Annotated in this window: 14 protein-coding genes; 3 read left to right on the top strand and 11 right to left on the bottom strand. The window is 61.5% G+C overall.

The features are described from left to right. Positions 1–13: 13 nt before the first annotated feature. From KGB07_RS09420 to KGB07_RS09405, 4 genes are all read right to left on the bottom strand, one after another. Entirely contained in the window at positions 14–1,738 is a 1,725-nt protein-coding gene (locus KGB07_RS09420; RefSeq protein ID WP_223465252.1) for a putative 2-aminoethylphosphonate ABC transporter permease subunit, read from the bottom strand. Continuing rightward, positions 1,738–2,814 (bottom strand): putative 2-aminoethylphosphonate ABC transporter ATP-binding protein, encoded by a 1,077-nt coding sequence (locus KGB07_RS09415; protein ID WP_046039174.1) that lies wholly within the window; start codon positions 2,812–2,814, stop codon positions 1,738–1,740. The genes KGB07_RS09420 and KGB07_RS09415 overlap by 1 nt, the downstream gene beginning before the upstream one ends. A 157-nt stretch (positions 2,815–2,971) precedes the next feature. Beyond that, positions 2,972–3,835: a LysR family transcriptional regulator gene (locus KGB07_RS09410; protein WP_046039172.1), complete on the bottom strand. Its 864-nt coding sequence runs from the start codon at positions 3,833–3,835 to the stop codon at positions 2,972–2,974. A gap of 16 nt (positions 3,836–3,851) precedes the next feature. Then, the gene (locus KGB07_RS09405; RefSeq protein WP_223465251.1) at positions 3,852–6,113 is read right to left on the bottom strand and encodes a heavy metal translocating P-type ATPase; all 2,262 of its coding nucleotides are present in this window, start codon (positions 6,111–6,113) and stop codon (positions 3,852–3,854) included. Positions 6,114–6,206: 93 nt separating this feature from the next. On the opposite strand from KGB07_RS09405, the gene cadR reads away from it, so the two are divergent. Beyond that, positions 6,207–6,656, top strand: a complete 450-nt coding sequence (gene cadR, locus KGB07_RS09400) for a Cd(II)/Pb(II)-responsive transcriptional regulator (protein WP_046039170.1) — start codon at positions 6,207–6,209, stop codon at positions 6,654–6,656. Positions 6,657–6,778: 122 nt separating this feature from the next. Here cadR and KGB07_RS09395 read toward each other — a convergent pair whose 3' ends face one another. From KGB07_RS09395 to KGB07_RS09385, 3 genes are all read right to left on the bottom strand, one after another. Beyond that, positions 6,779–7,750, bottom strand: a complete 972-nt coding sequence (locus tag KGB07_RS09395) for a thymidylate synthase (RefSeq protein WP_223465250.1) — start codon at positions 7,748–7,750, stop codon at positions 6,779–6,781. A gap of 49 nt (positions 7,751–7,799) precedes the next feature. Then, positions 7,800–8,606 (bottom strand): prolipoprotein diacylglyceryl transferase, encoded by an 807-nt coding sequence (gene lgt / locus KGB07_RS09390; protein ID WP_046039166.1) that lies wholly within the window; start codon positions 8,604–8,606, stop codon positions 7,800–7,802. An 83-nt stretch (positions 8,607–8,689) separates the two neighbouring features. Further along, positions 8,690–9,472, bottom strand: a complete 783-nt coding sequence (locus tag KGB07_RS09385; protein WP_046039164.1) for a sulfite exporter TauE/SafE family protein — start codon at positions 9,470–9,472, stop codon at positions 8,690–8,692. Positions 9,473–9,607: 135 nt separating this feature from the next. Here KGB07_RS09385 and KGB07_RS09380 point away from each other — a divergent pair, with 135 nt between their 5' ends. Next, positions 9,608–10,354: an NRDE family protein gene (locus KGB07_RS09380; protein ID WP_223465249.1), complete on the top strand. Its 747-nt coding sequence runs from the start codon at positions 9,608–9,610 to the stop codon at positions 10,352–10,354. A gap of 159 nt (positions 10,355–10,513) precedes the next feature. Here the strand turns inward: KGB07_RS09380 and ptsP are convergent, their stop codons facing one another. Both ptsP and KGB07_RS09370 read right to left on the bottom strand, forming a co-directional pair. Further along, positions 10,514–12,793 carry a phosphoenolpyruvate--protein phosphotransferase gene (gene ptsP / locus KGB07_RS09375; RefSeq protein WP_046039161.1) on the bottom strand — a complete coding sequence of 760 codons (2,280 nt, stop codon included), beginning with the start codon at positions 12,791–12,793 and terminating at the stop codon, positions 10,514–10,516. A gap of 22 nt (positions 12,794–12,815) precedes the next feature. After that, positions 12,816–13,295: an RNA pyrophosphohydrolase gene (locus KGB07_RS09370; protein ID WP_003229203.1), complete on the bottom strand. Its 480-nt coding sequence runs from the start codon at positions 13,293–13,295 to the stop codon at positions 12,816–12,818. 143 nt (positions 13,296–13,438) lie between these two features. Between KGB07_RS09370 and KGB07_RS09365 the strand changes: the two genes are divergently transcribed. Next, the gene (locus KGB07_RS09365) at positions 13,439–14,095 is read left to right on the top strand and encodes an HAD family hydrolase (protein WP_046039159.1); all 657 of its coding nucleotides are present in this window, start codon (positions 13,439–13,441) and stop codon (positions 14,093–14,095) included. A 93-nt stretch (positions 14,096–14,188) separates the two neighbouring features. Here the strand turns inward: KGB07_RS09365 and KGB07_RS09360 are convergent, their stop codons facing one another. Both KGB07_RS09360 and ilvA read right to left on the bottom strand, forming a co-directional pair. Continuing rightward, positions 14,189–14,614, bottom strand: a complete 426-nt coding sequence (locus KGB07_RS09360) for a DUF2269 domain-containing protein (protein ID WP_046039157.1) — start codon at positions 14,612–14,614, stop codon at positions 14,189–14,191. A 40-nt stretch (positions 14,615–14,654) separates the two neighbouring features. Then, positions 14,655–16,169: a threonine ammonia-lyase, biosynthetic gene (ilvA, locus tag KGB07_RS09355; RefSeq protein WP_046039155.1), complete on the bottom strand. Its 1,515-nt coding sequence runs from the start codon at positions 16,167–16,169 to the stop codon at positions 14,655–14,657. Positions 16,170–16,334: the final 165 nt, after the last annotated feature.

Raw genomic sequence — 16,334 nt, 5'->3', positions numbered from 1 at the left:
GGGTTGTGCAGATTCAATGACCGGGCGCGGTCTGGCGCCAAGCCTGGGAGCGGCGCAGCAAGCCGCGCGAGGCCCAGGCCAGCAGCAGGGACACGCCCGCCGAGGTAATCAGGATCAGGGTCGACATCGCTGCCGCACCGCCGACGTTGCCGGCGTCGTCCATGTTCAGCACCGCCACTGCCGCGAGGATGGTGTCGGGGCTGTAGAGGAAGATCGCCGCCGAAACGGTGGTCATGGCCGAGACGAACAGGTAGCGCACGATGTCCAGCAAGGCTGGCAGGCAGATCGGCACGGTGACGCGCAGGTAGTGGCGGTACAGCGGCGCCTTGAGCGACAGCGCAGCGGCTTCGAACTCGGCGTCGAGCTGACGCAGCGCGGTGGTGGCGGTCATTTGCGCGGTGGTCAAATAGTGAGCAATGGTGCAGACGATCAGCAGGGTCATGGTCCCGTAGAGCACATGCAGCGGGTTGCCGGTGAGGTTGAAGAAGAAGACGTAACCCAGCCCCAGCACCAGGCCCGGCACCGCCATCGGGACGAAACTGAGCATGCGCAAGGTCAGGTTCAGTCCGCGCTGGCCCTTGGTTTTTTCCATCAGGTAGGCGCCGGTGAAAATCAGCAGGCTGCCAATCAACGCCGTGCCCAGGGCCATCTTCAAGCTATTGCCGTAGGCCAGCCAGCCACCACCGGCGGTTTCGTTGAACTGGTAATGGTTGAGCGACAGCGACAGGTTGTACGGCCAGAACTTCACCAGGGACGAGAACACCGCCATGCCGAACACCAGCAGCAGCGCGGCGCAGATCAGCAGGACGATGGCCAGGTAGCAGCTGTCGCGCAGCTTCGAAGGCGCGGGTTTGAACACCTGGGCGCGACCGCTCATGGAGTCACCGTGACGACGACGCAACCAGGCATCGACGCCGAAGCTGAACAGCGCCGGCAGCAACAACACCATGCCGATCAAGGCACCGCGACCGAATTGCTGCTGGCCGACCACCGCCTTGTAGGCTTCCAGCGCCAGCACTTGATAGTCGCCACCGACCACCACTGGCACACCGAAGTCAGTGATGGTCAGAGTGAACACCAGGCAGAATGCGGCGAACACGGCCTGACGGGTCGCCGGCCAGGTGATACTGCGGAAGGCTTTTGCAGGACTCGCACCCATGCTGGAGGCCGCGTCGAACAGTCGCGCATCGGCCAGGGACAGGGCCGACAGAAGAATCATCAAGGCGTGTGGGAAGGTGTAGATGACTTCGCCAAGCACAATGCCCCAGAAGCCGTAGATATTGTCTGAGAGCAGGCCACGCAGCATGCCCTGGTTGCCGAACAGGTAAACCAGCGCAATCCCCGGCAGCATCGACGGCGCCATCAATGGCAGAAGCGAAATGCCCCGCCAGATGCCTTTGGCCGGAATCAAGGTGCGTTGCAGCGCGTAGGCAAACAGGTAGGCCAGCGGTACGACAATGGCCGCGACGCTGAGGGATACCTTCAGGCTGTTACCGAGCAACCAGTGGAAGTTTTCGCTGGTCACCAGTTCTTTCGCTGCGACCCAGCCACCGCCCTGCCCGGCCTCGGCGCTGAAACCACGCCAGAAGATCGCCAGCAACGGCATCATTACGGCAACGCCCAACAACACCAGCATGAGGACTTTGCCGCCGACCACGAACAACCGGTCACCGATTTCGGCGCGGGTAGTCTGCCGAACCTGCTTGTACGGCAGCGGCAGCGCGATGTTCGCACTCATCAGGCAAATACCTGCAGGCTGCGCGGAGGCAAGGCGACCATGATCTGCTGGGCGCCAAGGCGTGGCATGGCTTCCGGTGCCAGCTCCGCCAACAACGCATGACCCGGCAACTGATCGAGTTCAAAGCTCATGCGGCAGCGGTTGCCGAGGAAAGTGATTTCACGAACCTTGGCCGGGAACAGGTTTTCCTCGTGCACCAGCGGGTTGACGTTGATCGCTTCCGGACGGCAGAACAAACGGCCCGACGCGGTCTTGGCGCTGCCATCGGCCAGGCGCATGTTCAGCCCGCCGACCTGGGCGTGGCTGTCGCTGCTGCGCTGGAACGGCAACCAGTTACCCTGGCCGACGAACTCTGCCACGAATGGCGTGGCCGGGCGGTTGTAGATTTCCTGCGGCGTGGCGTACTGCTCGACCTTGCCGTTGTTCATCACGGCAATGCGGTCGGCCATCAGCATGGCCTCGTCCTGATTGTGGGTGACCATCAGGGTGGTGATGCCGAGGTTGCGTTGCAGTTGGCGCAATTCGGTGCACAGATGCTCGCGCACCCGGGCATCGAGGGCCGACATCGGTTCGTCCAGCAACAATAGCGAAGGCGCGGGCGCCAGGGCGCGGGCCAATGCCACACGTTGCTGCTGACCACCGGACAACTGGCCCGGGTATTTTTTCTCGCTGCCGGTCAGGCCAACCAGTTCCAGCATCTGACCGACGCGACGGCGCACTTCGTCGCGACCACTGCCGGCGAGGCCGTAGGCAATGTTCGCTTCGACGGTGAGATTGGGGAACAACGCGTAGGACTGGAACAGAATGCCGTAGTCCCGCGCCTGGGGCGCCAGGTGGGAAACGTCGCGATCGCCCAGGTACAACTCGCCGCTGTCCTGCTTCTCCAGACCGGCGATGCAGCGCAGCAAGGTGGTTTTGCCACAGCCCGACGGCCCCAGCAGACACACCAGCTCACCAGCCGCCACGTCGAGGGAAACGTTATCCAGCGCAGTGAAGGCGCCGAAGCGTTTCTGTACACCGCGCACCTTCATCGGTGCGCCGGGGTTGGTCAGGGCAGTTGCGATCGAGTTGTTCATGGACGGATCTCATCTAGCAGATGGGGCCATCCTAGAGTTGTAATGAGTCCGTCATGTGGCAGTAAGGCAAAAACTGCCGATAGTGGTATTCGGGATTTTTGGTTATTGGACAATGACTAACTTGTGGCGAGGGAGCTTGCTCCCTCGCCACAGAGTTCTACACAGGGGCCATTTCCTGCGCCAACCCCAGGAACGCCGCCGGCAGCCGCGCGTTTTTGCGCTCCTTGAGGCAGTACAGGTATTCGGGAATCTGCGGTGCATTCTCGATGGTCAGCACCCGCAGTTGCGGATCATGGGGCACTTCCTGACGGGCAATGATGCTGATGCCGATGTTGCGCAGCACCGCTTCGCGGATCGATTCGCGGCTGCCGATCTCCAGCAGCGGGCCGAAACACACGCTGGCACTGGCCAGCAAATCTTCGGTCAAACGACGGGTGGTCGAGCCCGGTTCGCGCATCAGCAGGGTATGCCCGGCCAAGGCGCCGAGCGGCACGTGATCGTGAACCGCCAGCGGATGATTGCGATGCACCGCCAGCACCAGCGGATCGCTGCCGAGCACCCGGCGAATCAGCCGCGCGTCTTCGAGCAACTGCGACGACGCCGCGACATCGACCCGGTAATCCTCCAGCGCTTCAAGCACCTGTTGGGAATTGCCGATTTCCACCGAAACCTCAACCTGCGGCAGGCGCTCGCGGAAGGTTTTCACCAGGTCGAGGATGTAATACGGCGCCGTGGCGGCAATACGCAATGTGCCCTGGACCTGGCCGCAGTTACGCAGGAAAAACTCGATGTCGGCTTCCTGCTGCATCAGCACCTTGACCATCGGCAGCAGCCGCGCGCCCTCCTCGCTGACGCTGAGACGCCGGCCGCCACGGTAAAACAGTTCGACCGAATACTGACTTTCGAGGTTGCGGATCTGTGTCGTCACCGTCGGCTGGCTCAGGCCAAGCTTTTTGGCAGCCTGGGTAATGCTGCCCAGGCGGGCCACCATGTAAAACGCCTTCAGCTCCGCACTCAGCACAACCGTCCCTCATCCTTTACTTGCGCAGCAGGCGCAAACCGTTGAACACCACCAGCAGACTCACGCCCATGTCGGCGAACACCGCCATCCACATGGTAGCGACCCCGGCGAAGGTTACCCCAAGAAAGATCGCCTTGATGACCAAAGCCAGGGCGATGTTCTGTTTGAGGATGCTCGAAGTCTGCCGCGAAAGGCGAATGAATGCCGGGATTTTGCGCAGATCGTCGTCCATCAGGGCGACATCGGCGGTTTCGATCGCGGTATCGGTGCCTGCAGCGGCCATGGCGAAACCGATCTCGGAACGCGCCAGCGCCGGGGCGTCGTTGATGCCGTCGCCGACCATGCCGACCCGATGCCCCTGGGCATAAAGAGCCTCGATCGACTGCAATTTGTCCCCCGGCAACAGGTCGCCCCTGGCCTCGTCGATACCGACCTGCGCAGCAATGGCCTGGGCGGTGTGGACGTTATCACCGGTGAGCATCAGGGTCTTGATGCCCAGGTCATGCAACTGCCGGATAGCCTCGCGGCTCGATTCCTTTACCGTGTCCGCCACGGCAAACAGCGCCAACGGGCCGGACGAATCGAGCAGCAACACCACCGACTTGCCCTGTTTTTCCAGGGCAAACAGCTTTTCTTCCAGCGCCGGCGAACACAGGCCCAGATCCTCTACCAGACGATGGTTGCCCAGATGATAGAGCTGGCCGTTGATCTCGCCGCGCACCCCGCGCCCGCCCAGCGCTTCGAAGTTATCCACAATCAGCGTCGCGGTCTGGTTATCCACAGCCGCCTTGGCGATGGCCAGGGAAACCGGGTGATCCGAGCGCCCGGCCAGCGCGGCGGCAATGGCGGGCGCCGAGTCGTCGGCGGTCGGGTCCAGCGACAGGTAATCGGTCTGCACCGGTTTGCCGTGGGTAATGGTCCCGGTCTTGTCCAGAGCCAGGTAGTCGAGCTTGTAACCGCCCTCCAGATAGACACCGCCCTTGACCAATATGCCTTTGCGCGCCGCCGCCGCGAGGCCGCTGACGATGGTCACCGGCGTGGAAATCACCAGCGCACACGGACAGGCCACCACCAGCAGCACCAGCGCCCGGTAGATCCAGTCGAACCACAACGCGCCCATGAACATTGGCGGGATCACCGCCACGGCCAGTGCCAGGACGAACACCGCCGGGGTATAGATTTTCGAGAAACTGTCGACGAAACGCTGGGTCGGCGCCCGCGCGCCCTGGGCCTGCTCAACGGCGTGGATAATGCGGGCCAGGGTCGAGTTATCCGCCGCGGCGGTCACCCCGTACTCCAGGGAGCCGGCCTGATTGATGGTCCCGGCGAATACTTTGTCACCGACGGTTTTTTCCACCGGCAGGCTTTCACCGGTGATTGGCGCCTGATCGATGGTCGAGCGACCGGACAGCACTTCACCGTCCAGGCCGATACGCTCGCCGGGACGAACCCGTACCCGCGCGCCGAGCCCAATGGTTTTTACATCCTGCTCAAGCCAGCTTCCGTCAGCCTGCAACACCGTTGCCGTGTCCGGGGTCATCTGCATCAAACCGCCAATGGCATTGCGCGCACGGTCGAGGGATTTGGTTTCGATCAACTCGGCCACGGTGAACAGGAACATCACCATCGCCGCTTCCGGCCACTGGCCGATCAGCACCGCGCCGGTCACGGCAATGCTCATCAGGGCGTTGATGTTCAGGTTGCGGTTTTTAAGGGCGATCCAGCCTTTTTTGTAAGTACCAAGGCCACCACTGAGGATCGAGACCAGTGCGATAACCGCCACCACCCAGTTCGGCGCGAAACCAGTGAAGTGGATAACTTCTGCCAGCAATGCACCAACACCGGACAGCGCCAAGGGCCACCACGGCTTTTTCCGAGGCGCCGGAGTCGGGGTTTCAGCACCCTGGTCCAGCGGTTCGGCCTGCATGCCCAAGGACTTGATGGCCTCGACGATCGGCTCGATACCGGGCAAATCGTGGGTCACGCCGAGCACCCGATTAATCAGATTGAACTCCAACTGCTGTACGCCGGTCAGTTTGCTTAGCTTGTTCTGGATAAGTGCCTGCTCGGTCGGACAGTCCATTGCCTCGATGCGAAAACGACTCAGCCGAGCGCCAATCGTCGGCGATTCACTCAGTTTTACCAGCGCAGGCGCTGCCGCTTTAGATGAGCAACAGGCGTCGCCGTGACCGCCGTGGCCATGTTTTTGCACGGGTTTGAGCTTGTGGCTGTGCTTGTGCTCAGCCCCGGGTTTGTGGGAGTGCAGTGAATCGCTCATTGGTTGCGTCCATAAGAGTACCTGTTGCCAAGTAAAGACCCTGTAGCCACTATAGGGTCAAGCACCCATTCTGGAGTTTTGGAGATTGGCGTCATGAAAATTGGAGAGTTGGCAAAACTCACGGACTGCGCCGTGGAAACGATCCGCTATTACGAGCGCGAGAACCTGCTGCCGGAACCGGCCCGCAGTGACGGCAATTATCGCGTCTATACCCAGCCTCACGCCGAGCGCCTGACCTTCATCCGCAACTGCCGCACCCTCGACATGACGCTCGAAGAAATCCGCAGCCTGCTGGCGTTTCGCGACAGTCCGCAGGACCAGTGCGAAAGCGTCAACGCGCTGATCGACGAGCACATCCACCACGTCAAGGCGCGGATCGACGGCTTGCTGGCCTTGCAGACACAACTGCTCGACCTGCGCCAACGCTGCGGCGAGGGGCCGGAGGTCGATCAATGCGGGATTTTGCAGCGGCTGGAAGTGAGCGGCGGGGTTGTGGCGACGGAGGTTGAGCATTCCCATGTTGGCCGTAGTCACGGCCACTGAAAACAACACAAAACCCTGTGGGAGCGAGCTTGCTCGCGATGACGGCGGCACATTCAACATTGATGTGACTGACAAACCGCTATCGCGAGCAAGCTCGCTCCCACAGGGTCGATGGTGGTTTTTTAGACCGCCATCGGCGCGGTCATCGGCGCGTGGTGCTCGTAGCCTTGCAGCGAGAAATCGCCCGGTTCCACCAGCTCCAGCCATTCAGGCTGATAAACACCCGTCTTGGCAAACTCCGGCACACGGTCGGAAATCACCAGTTTCGGCATCGGGAACGGCTCGCGCTTGAGCTGTTCGTTGAGCATCTCCAGGTGGTTTTCGTAGACGTGGGCATCACCGATGAAATAGGTGAACCAGCGCGGCGTGTAGCCCGTCAGACGACCGATCAGGCTCAGCAGCGCAGCACCTTCGGTGAGGTTGAACGGCGTGCCCAGGCCCAGGTCGTTGGAACGGATGTAGAGGGTCAGAGAGATCTCTTTGGTCTCGACATTCGGGTGGAACTGGTACAGCAGGTGGCACGGCGGCAACGCCATTTCATCGAGCTGGGCGCAGTTCCAGCCGTGGAACAGGATGCGGCGGCTGCCCGGGTCCTTGATGATGGTGTCGACGCACTGGCGAACCTGGTCGATGGCCTTGTACAGCACCACGTAGGCCTGGCCGTCCTCCTCGCCTTCGGCAATCTGGTGGTAGCCTTGCTTCAGGGTCTGCTCGATAGCAGCCGGGTTGCTGACCGGGATCTGCTTGTACGCCGGCCATTTGCGCCATTGCACGCCGTAGATTTCGCCGAGGTCGTCTTCGCCCTGACGGAACGGGTTGGCCAGCCACTGGGCGTTTTCGTTGGCGTTCTGGTCCCAGACCTTGCAGCCCAACGCCCGGAATTCGGCAGCGTTGTTCACGCCGCGCAGGAACCCGCACATTTCGCCGATGGCCGATTTGAACGCCATCTTGCGCGTGGTGATCGCCGGGAAACCTTCCTGCAGGTCATAACGCAGCATCGCACCGGGAAAACTGATGGTGTTCACGCCGGTACGGTTGGCCTGCTTGGTGCCGTTCTTGATGACGTGGGCGACCAGTTCGAGATATTGCTTCATGAATTACCTGTGTCCTTGAACCCGCAACCATCGCTGCGGGGTTCGAATTTTATACGGCTGCCGCTGGAGTCGCCGGGGCGCGGTGATACGCCAGCCAGATCAGGAACAGCCCGCCGACGATCATCGGCACGCACAGCACCTGGCCCATGGTCAGCCAGTTCCAGGCCAGATAGCCCAGCTGGGCGTCCGGTACGCGGACGAACTCGACGATGAAACGGAAGATGCCATAGAACAGCGCGAACATCCCCGATACCGCCATGGTCGGCCGCGGCTTGCGCGAGAACAGCCAGAGGATCAGGAACAACGCCACGCCTTCGAGGGCGAACTGGTACAACTGCGACGGGTGACGCGCCAGTTGCGCCGGATCGGTCGGAAAGACCATCGCCCACGGCACATCGGTTGCCTTGCCCCACAGCTCGGCGTTGATGAAGTTGCCGATACGCCCGGCGCCCAGGCCAATCGGCACCATCGGCGCAACGAAATCCATCAGCTGGAAGAACGACTTGTTGTTCTTCTTGCCGAACCACAACGCCGCCAGCATCACGCCGATGAAACCGCCGTGGAACGACATGCCGCCCTTCCACACTTCGAAAATCAGCGTCGGGTTGGCCAGATAGGCGCTCAGATCGTAGAACAACACATAACCCAGTCGCCCGCCGACGATCACCCCCATCGACATCCAGAACACCATGTCGGAGAGTTTCTCCTTGGTCCAGGTCGGGTCGAAGCGGTTCAAGCGGCGGGACGCCAGCAGCCAGGCGCCGCCGATGCCGATCAGGTACATCAGACCGTACCAGTGGATTTTCAGCGGACCGATGGCCAGGGCCACCGGGTCGATCTGCGGGTAAGGCAGCATTGCGACTCCTCGTTAGAGTTCAAATCTTAAAAATTCCCGGGCGACGCTGCCACCTCAGGATTAAGCCAGGATTGCGCTGCCCGTCAGAGCAGGAAGTTCAGGCCGACGCAGAACAGCAAAGCGGCAAACAGCCGTTTCAGCAACTTTGGCGACAGGTTGTGGGCCAGTCGCGCACCGAAGCGGGCGAAGACCATGCTGGTCAGGGCAATGCCCAGCAACGCCGGCAAGTAAATGAAACCGAGACTATGGGCCGGGAGCAACGGATCGTGCCAGCCCAGAATCATGAAACTTAATGCACTGGCCAGGGCAATCGGCAGACCGCAGGCCGATGAAGTGGCCACGGCTTGCTGCATCGGCACACTGCGCCAGGTCAGGAATGGCACGGTCAACGAACCGCCGCCAATGCCGAAAATCGCCGAAGCCCAGCCAATTACACTGCCGGCCACGGTCAGACCGAGTTTGCCCGGCACGGTTCGGCTGGCCTTGGGTTTGACATCCAGCGCAAGCTGAGCGGCGATCACCAGGGCGAATACGCCAATGAGTTTCTGCAGGTTGGGGCCGGAGATCGCTTCCGCCGTCAGCGCGCCGAACCCGGCACCGATCAGAATGCCAACGGTCATCCACATGAAGATCGGCCAACGTACAGCGCCACGGCGGTGATGCTCACGTACCGAATTGACCGAAGTAAAGATGATCGTCGCCAGGGAGGTACCCACTGCCAGATGCGTGAGGATCGACGGATCGAACCCTTGGGCCGTGAAGCTGAACACCAGCACCGGGACGATGATGATCCCGCCGCCCACGCCAAACAGCCCGGCGAGCACACCCGCACAGGCGCCGAGCGCCAGATAGAGCAGAAATTCCATGGTCGTCCCCGCTCGCCTCCCCAAAACCGGAGCGGCATGGTAACGGATGCATGGCCTCAAGCTCCACTGTGCAAGGCGATGGATCGATGAGCGATGTCTGCGTAGAGTGAACAAAAAACACACAAGGACAGCCTGATGTGCCTGATTGTTTTTGCCTGGCGACCGGGTCATGCCCAGCCGCTGGTCGTGGCGGCCAATCGCGATGAATTCTACGCCCGCCCCAGCCTGCCGCTGGCGCCATGGCCCGAAGCGCCGCATGTGCATGCGGGGCGCGACCTCGAGGCCGGTGGCACCTGGCTCGGTGTCGGTGCCAACGGTCGATTTGCGGCGCTGACCAACATCCGCGATCCCCATCGACTTCCGGGGCGCAAGTCTCGTGGGGAGCTGGTCGCGCGATTCCTCGAGGGCGATTGCTCGATTGATGACTATTTGGCCGACGTTGTCAGACGTTCGCCTGAATATGGCGGGTTCAATCTACTGGTTGGCAACAGAAACGAGCTTTGGCACTTCAATGCCCGGGAGACGGAAGCCGTGATGCTGCAACCGGGAGTCTACGGCGTGTCGAACGCCGGGCTGGATACGCCGTGGCCGAAGCTGCTCAAGGCCAAGGCCGCCTTGAGCGAGGTACTGGATGATCCGCAGCCTCAGGCGCTGCTGGCGTTATTGAGCGATGCGCAAACCGCGCCGTTTGCCGAGTTGCCGGATACCGGAGTGGGACTGGCCACTGAAACTCTGTTGTCGAGCGTGTTCATTGCCAGTCAGAGCTATGGAACGCGGGCGAGTACGGCGTTGATTGTGCAGGCGGATGGGACATTGCATCTGGTCGAAAGAAGTTTCGGGCCGTATGGCGGGCATCTTGGGGAAGTGGAACTAAAAATTTGATCTGGCGCGGTCCTGTGGCGAGGGAGCTTGCTCCCGCTCGGCTGCGAAGCAGTTGCAATCCAGCTACCGCAGTTTTTCTGAAAAACCGCATTAGCCGGATTAGGAGCGCTTCGCACTCCAGCGGGAGCAAGCTCCCTCGCCACAGGGGCCGTCAGCGTTTTAGAGAGGCTTGATTGCTGCCGGATTGATCATCCGCGACAACCCGAGGTTCTTCAGCGCCAATTGCAACGAGCTGTGAATCACTTGCGGGTTGTCGATGGTCATCAGCTCAGCCAGCAATTCCTTGGCCTTGCTCAGGTTGATCTGGCGCAGCATCCACTTCACTTTCGGCAAGTTGGTGGCGTTCATCGACAGGCTGTCGAAACCCATCGCCATCAACAGCACCGCCGCCGCCGGGTCACCGGCCATTTCACCGCAGATACTCACTGGCTTGCCTTCGGCGTGGGCATCACGCACCACGTTCTGCAGCGCCTGAAGCACCGCCGGGTGCAGGTAATCGTAGAGGTCGGCCACCCGCGGGTTGTTGCGGTCCACAGCCAACAGGTACTGGGTCAGGTCGTTGGAACCGACCGACAGGAAGTCCACTTGCCGCGCCAGTTCCTTGGTCTGATACACCGCCGCCGGAATCTCGATCATCACGCCAACCGGCGGCATCGGCACGTCAGTGCCTTCGTCGCGCACTTCGCCCCAGGCGCGGTGGATCAGGTGCAGGGCTTCTTCCAGCTCGTGAGTGCCGGAAATCATCGGCAGCAGGATTCGCAGGTTGTTCAGGCCTTCGCTGGCCTTGAGCATGGCGCGGGTCTGCACCAGGAAGATTTCCGGGTGGTCGAGGGTGACGCGAATGCCGCGCCAGCCGAGGAACGGGTTGTCTTCCTTGATCGGGAAGTACGACAGCGCCTTGTCACCGCCGATGTCCAGGCTGCGCATGGTCACCGGTTGCGGGTGGAACGCGGCCAGTTGCTCGCGGTAGATCGCCAGTTGTTCCTTTTCGCTCGGGAAACGCTGGTTGATCATGAACGGCACTTCGGTGCGGTACAGGCCCACGCCTTCGGCACCGCGCTTCTGCGCGCGCGCCACATCCGCCAGCAGGCCGGTGTTGACCCACAGCGGCATGCGGTGGCCATCGACCGTCACGCACGGCAGATCGCGCAGCGCATCCAGCCCGAGGGCCAGTTGTTTCTCTTCCTCGACCACTTCGGCGAACTGCTTGCGCAGCACGTCACTCGGGTTGGTGTAGACCTCGCCGTGGTAGCCGTCGACGATCATCTGTATGCCGTCGACCTTGGAGTACGGCAGGTCGACCAGGCCCATCACCGTCGGGATGCCCATGGCACGCGCCAGGATCGCGACGTGGGAGTTACCGGAGCCGAGCACCGATACCAGACCGGCCAGCTTGCCTTCCGGCACCTCGCCGAGCATCGCCGGCGTCAGTTCCTCGCTGACCAGAATGGTGTTGTCGGGGTAGACCAGGGTTTGCTGGCGCTCTTCCTGCAAGTAGGCGAGCAGGCGACGACCGAGGTCCTTGACGTCGGATGCACGCTCGCGCAGGTAAGCGTCGTCCATCAATTCGAAACGGTTGACGTGATCGGTGACCACTTGGCGCAAGGCGCCCTGGGCCCACTGGCCGGTCTTGATCACGGTGGTGACTTCGCTGCCCAGCGCGGCATCGTCGAGCATCATCAGGTAGACGTCGAACAATGCCCGCTCTTCCGGGCGCAACTGCGTGGCGAGCTTGGCGGACAACGTGCGCATGTCGGCGCGTACGCCTTCGATGGCGGTCTTGAACAGTTTGAGCTCGGCGTCGATGTCAGCGATGCTCTTGTCCGGCACCACATCCAGATCGGCCGGTGGCAGCATGACCACCGCCGTACCGACCGCCGCACCTGGCGAACCCGGCACGCCGATGAACTTGGCTTCCTGGATGCCTTTGCCCTGACGGCCGAGACCACGGATCGAACCGGTGGCTTCGGCGTGGGCGATAACACCGGCGAGTTGCGCGCTCATGGTCACGAGGAAGGCTTCTTCCCCTTCATCGAACTGGCGACGTTCTTTTTGCTGGATGACCAACACGCCGACGACGCGGCGGTGGTGAATGATCGGTGCACCGAGGAACGAGGCGTAGCGCTCTTCACCGGTTTCGGCGAAGTAGCGGTAGCGCGGGTGGTCCGCGGCGTTTTCGAGGTTCAGGGGTTCTTCACGCGTGCCGACCAGACCCACCAGACCTTCGTTGGGGGCCATGCTGACCTTGCCGATCGAGCGCTTGTTCAAGCCCTCGGTGGCCATCAGCACGAACCGGTTGGTCTCCGGATCAAGCAGGTAGACCGAGCAGACCTGGCTGCCCATGGCCTCTTTGACGCGCAACACAATAATCCCCAACGCCGCCTTGAGATCCTTGGCGGAGTTAACTTCCTGGACGATCTTGCGCAGCGTATTGAGCATGGCTCGGGGTCGAACTCCGTCGTCAGTCGCGCGCTAAAAGGCGCGGGGCAAGCTCTTTGAGAGCGCGTCGATACACCTCGCGCTTGAATGTCACCACCTGGCCCAACGGATACCAATAGCTGACCCAGCGCCAGCCATCGAATTCCGGTTTACCGGTCAAATCCATCCGCACCCGCTGCTCGTTGGAGATCAGGCGCAGGAGAAACCATTTCTGTTTCTGGCCGATGCACAGCGGTTGGCTGTGGGTACGTACCAGACGTTGCGGCAAACGATAGCGCAACCAGCCCCGGGTGCAGGCGAGAATTTCAACATCTTCGCGCTCCAGGCCCACTTCTTCGTTCAGCTCGCGGTACAAGGCGTCTTCCGGCGTCTCTTCGGGGTTGATTCCACCCTGCGGAAACTGCCAGGCATCTTGATTGATTCGGCGAGCCCATAGCACCTGGCCGGCGTCATTCGTCAGAATGATCCCGACATTGGGGCGAAAACCATCGGGGTCGATCACGGCAACAACCTCGCAAACGCATGTCGCCGCATTGTTCCACAAAGGTTGTTAAGGCGGCAACGAAGGTTCCTACCTTATGTGCACTCTTGTGAAAAGACCGTATTCTTGTCGCCTTTTTACTGACTTTTCAGCGGGTAACTGTAATGCGCCTGGCTTTATTCGATTTGGACAACACCCTTCTGGGCGGTGACAGCGATCACGCTTGGGGCGATTACCTGTGCGAGCGCGGCTTTCTCGACGCCGTCGCCTACAAGGCTCGCAACGATGCGTTCTACCAGGATTATCTGGCCGGCAAACTGGATAACGCCGCCTACCTGAACTTCTGCCTGGAAGTGCTCGGCCGCACCGAAATGGCCACGCTGGATCAGTGGCACAGCGATTACATGCGCGACTGCATCGAACCGATCCTGCTGCCCAAGGCCATCGAGTTGCTGGCCAAGCACCGCGCGGCCGGCGACAAACTGGTCATCATCACCGCCACCAATCGCTTCGTCACCGGGCCGATTGCCGAGCGCCTGGGTGTCGAAACACTGATCGCCACCGAATGCGAAATGCTCGACGGCCGCTACACCGGGCGCAGCACCGACGTGCCGTGCTTCCGCGAGGGCAAGGTGACGCGCTTGAATCGCTGGCTGGAAGAAACCGGGTTTACGCTGGAAGACAGCTACTTCTACAGCGACTCGATGAATGATTTTCCGTTGCTGGAGCAGGTGACTCATGCGGTAGCGGTCGACCCTGATCCGAATTTGCGGGCCGAGGCCGAGAAGCGGGGTTGGCCGGTGATTTCGTTGCGCGACTAACATTGCTATCGCGAGCAGGCTCACGCCTACAGGGGAACGCATTCCAATGTAGGAGTGAGCCTGCTCGCGATTGGGTCGATACGGTCTCCAGCCTTAAACAGGCTTGGCACCCATCAACCCGGCAATGGCCACAAGACAGACAAAACTGAACAACGCCAAGGCAAAGGTGAATTTCCCCACCCCAGCCGGCGTCTTGCGCAGTTTGTTGAGCCGCACCAGCAGCCAGAACCACGCCAGTGCCGCCACGGTGTAAAGCACGCTGGAGGCCAGCAACCAGGTCTGCCCCAGCGGCCAGCCCACCAGATGCACCATCCACCAGCCGGTAAACGGCATGCTCAGCAGCGCCAGCCCCATCAGCAGCCAGACAAACACCCTTGGCCGCTGCAAGGTGCGACTACCCGCTGTCGCGTCACCCTTGCGCCGCGCAAGCAAAACCCAGACTCCCAGCCCCAGCGCACAAGCCAGCAGTACAACAGTTGCCACCATGTGCGCCGCTTTCAGGGCAGTTAACGTTTCCATTGTCAGATTTCCTTATTGCCTTGCCCGTCAGCGTAGCTGTTCAGCCAAGAAACAGCTGATAGGCCGGGTTGTCGCTTTCGTCCCAGTACGGGTAACCGATTTCTTCCAGCGCCGCCGGCACCAGGTGGCGCTCGTCGTGGGGCACTTGCAGGCCCGCGACGACCCGGCCATCGGCCGCGCCATGGTTGCGGTAGTGGAACATCGAGATGTTCCAGCGCCCGCCGAGCTTGTTGAGGAAGTTGAACAGCGCGCCCGGACGCTCCGGGAATTCGAAACGCAGGACCACTTCATCGACCACATGCGCCGCACGCCCGCCGACCATGTGGCGGATGTGCAGCTTGGCCAGTTCGTTGTCGGTCAGGTCCAGCACCGGGAAACCCTGCTCGCTCAGGCTGGCGATCAACGCGCTACGCGGGTCGTTTTCCGGATGGGTCTGCACGCCGACAAAGATGTGCGCTTCGCTGCCGGTGTTGTAGCGGTAGTTGAATTCGGTGATCTGGCGCTTGCCGATGGCCTCGCAGAACGCCTTGAAGCTGCCCGGTTTCTCGGGAATGGTCACGGCGATGATCGCTTCGCGGCCTTCGCCCAGCTCCGCACGCTCGGCGACGTGGCGCAGGCGGTCGAAGTTGACGTTGGCCCCGGAGTCGATGGCCACGAAGGTCTGGCCGCTGACGCCGCGCTGCTCGACATACTTCTTGATCCCCGCCACGCCCAAAGCGCCGGCAGGTTCGGTGATCGAGCGGGTATCATCGTAGATATCCTTGATGGCGGCGCAGATTTCGTCGGTGCTGACGGTGATCACTTCATCGACATAATCTTTGCAGATGTCGAAGGTGTGCTGACCGATCTGGGCCACGGCAACACCGTCCGCGAAGATGCCCACAGTCGGCAGCACCACGCGCTCGCCCGCTGCCATGGCGGCTTGCAGGCAATTGGAGTCGTCCGGCTCAACGCCGATGACCTTGATGTCCGGGCGCAGATATTTCACGTACGCCGCGATGCCGGCGATCAGGCCGCCGCCACCCACCGGGACGAAAATCGCATCCAGTGGCTGTGGGTGCTGGCGCAGAATCTCCATCGCCACCGTGCCCTGCCCGGCAATGGTGTGGGGGTCGTCGTACGGGTGAATATAGACGTAGCCTTTTTCGTCGACCAGTTTCAGCGAGTAGGCCAGGGCTTCCGGGAACGAATCGCCGTGCAGCACCACTTTGCCGCCACGGGAGCGCACGCCTTCGACCTTGATCTCCGGGGTGGTCTTGGGCATGACGATGGTCGCTTTCACGCCCAACACCTTTGCCGCCAAGGCCAGACCCTGGGCATGGTTGCCCGCCGACGCGGTAACTACACCGCGAGCGCGTTCTTCGTCGCTCAACTGGGTCAACTTGTTGTAGGCGCCGCGAATCTTGAACGAGAACACCGGCTGCAAGTCTTCGCGCTTGAGCCAAATGCTGTTGCCCAGCCGCTCGGAGAGCTGGCGGGCAGTCTGCAGCGGGGTTTCTACGGCAACGTCATAAACGCGCGAGGTGAGGATCTTTTTGACGTACTGTTCAAGCATCGGAAAGCATCACTGAGCGGGTTGGGCAGGACCAAGGAGTCTAACCCGCATTTTGGGCGGGCGACCACACTAAACAGGTGGTTTTAAGCCAGCGAAAAGATCGCAGCCTTCGGCAGCCCCTACAGGTGCGATCTTTTGACCTGCCAATCGGGCAATGACCTTCCC

It is taken from the genome of Pseudomonas sp. GL-RE-26, assembly GCF_019956275.1.
Classification (GTDB): Bacteria; Pseudomonadota; Gammaproteobacteria; order Pseudomonadales; family Pseudomonadaceae; genus Aquipseudomonas; species Aquipseudomonas grandcourensis.
The sequence above is the reverse complement of the archived record's forward strand: the minus strand, read 5'-3'. Positions and strand labels throughout refer to the sequence as shown.